This is a genomic window from Methylobacterium oxalidis (assembly GCF_007992195.1).
Classification (GTDB): domain Bacteria; phylum Pseudomonadota; class Alphaproteobacteria; order Rhizobiales; family Beijerinckiaceae; genus Methylobacterium; species Methylobacterium oxalidis.
Genome location: NZ_BJZU01000278.1, coordinates 1 through 1,495, shown reverse-complemented (window position 1 = coordinate 1,495; position 1,495 = coordinate 1). Strand labels below are relative to the sequence as shown.

2 protein-coding genes are annotated in these 1,495 nt (G+C 68.9%); both read right to left on the bottom strand.

Features of this window, described 5'->3' with window-relative positions; all coding sequences use genetic code 11:
• Window positions 1-72 precede the first annotated feature (72 nt).
• Window positions 73-942: an IS21-like element helper ATPase IstB gene (istB, locus tag MOX02_RS30540; protein WP_147029499.1), complete on the bottom strand. Its 870-nt coding sequence runs from the start codon at window positions 940-942 to the stop codon at window positions 73-75.
• Window positions 939-1,495, bottom strand: a 557-nt coding sequence (locus MOX02_RS30535) for a Mu transposase domain-containing protein (protein ID WP_444980204.1), incomplete at its 5' end; no start/stop codon positions are given. The genes MOX02_RS30535 and istB, both read right to left, overlap by 4 nt.

Genomic DNA, 1,495 nt, shown 5'->3' with positions numbered 1-1,495 from the left:
GTCAACGGGCGCCGAAGTCTCCGCGCTTCTGGGCTTTCAAAATTCCCTGGCAGCGGGGTCTGTGGTCGGTGATCAGCCGGCTGCGTGATCGGATAGCGCCTTCCGGGGTGGACGGCCGCGGCGCTTGGGAGCGGGCGGCGGGATGATGACGGCCTTGGAGCGCACGTGCTCGGGCACAAGATCGGCGTGCTGGCGCAGGCGATAGCTCGCTCCCTCAATCTGGATGACTACGGCATGGTGCAGCAGGCGGTCGAGCAGCGCCGTGGCCACGACCGGATCACCGAACACCTCGCCCCATTCGGCAAAGCCGCGGTTCGAGGTCAGGATCATCGCACCCCGCTCATAGCGCGCATTGACGAGCTGGAAGAACAGGTTGCCTCCACCCGGGATGACAGGAAGGTATCCGATCTCGTCCACCACCAGCAGCGCGGCGCGGCAGAGATAGCGGATGCGTTCGCGCAGGGAGCCGTCCCGCTCGGCCTTGGCCAGCGAGGCGATCAGATCGGCCAGCGTCGAGAACACCACGCTGCGTCCGGCCTTGACCGCCTCAACGGCGAGCGCGGTGGCGAGATGGCTCTTGCCGGTGCCGGGTGGTCCAAGCAGGTGAACCACCTCGGCCCGGTCGATGAAGGTCAGCTCGGCCAGCGCCAGGATGCGCTCCCGGTCGAGCGAGGGCTGGAAGGCGAAGTCGAAGCCGGCCAGCGTCTTGATCGTGGTCAGGCGCGCCACGAGCAGGGCGGTCTTCACGCGGCGGTTCTCGCGCAGCGTGAGTTCCTCAGTCAGGATCTCGTCGAGGGCGCTGATGCCGTCGATCTCGCCCTGCTCGATGCGGCGGATCGTGGCGTCGAGGACCTCCAGGGCGCGCGGCATGCGCAGGCCGACAAGGCTGCGCTTGATGCTGTCGAGGGTCGTGACGGCACAGGAGACAGCGGCACGGGTCATGACCGGCCTCCGATCCCGCCGGCGAGCCGTTCGCCGATGGCTTGGTAGACGGCGAGCGAGCGCCGGGCGACGTGATCGCCGCGGCGGCCGATCATCTGGCTGTCGGGATGGCCGTGGCGCATGGCCCGGGCGGCCGCGCCCTGCCGATGGCCGGGATCGACGCGGTACTGCCGACGCCCTTCCAGGATCGGGTGGCTCGCCACGAGGCGGCCGCCGTCGAGGATGCGGATCGTGTCGGGCAGCTGATGCACTTCGACGACACGCCGGGTCCGGTCCGGCACGCTGTAGTAGTTGCCGCCGATCGAGACCAGGCCGTCGTGACTGACGCGCCGTTCCAGCTTGAGCAGGGCGTCGAAGGGCACGGCCGGCAGCGGCTGCAACTCGGGCTTCTCGGCGGCGAAGGCTTCCGAGACGATCCGCTGCGTGGTGCCGTGCAGGCGGACGTTGGCGACGGTGTCGAGCCAAGACCGAAGCTGAGCGTTCAGGTCGCCGAGGTCGCGGAAGGAGCGCGCCAGGAAGAAGTCCTGGCGGATGTACGAGAACGGCCGCTCGA

Bases quoted from the DNA above. Each gene is read 5' to 3' on its own strand.
- istB (WP_147029499.1), bottom strand. From the start codon at position 942: ATGACCCGTGCCGCTGTCTCCTGTGCCGTCACGACCCTCGACAGCATC.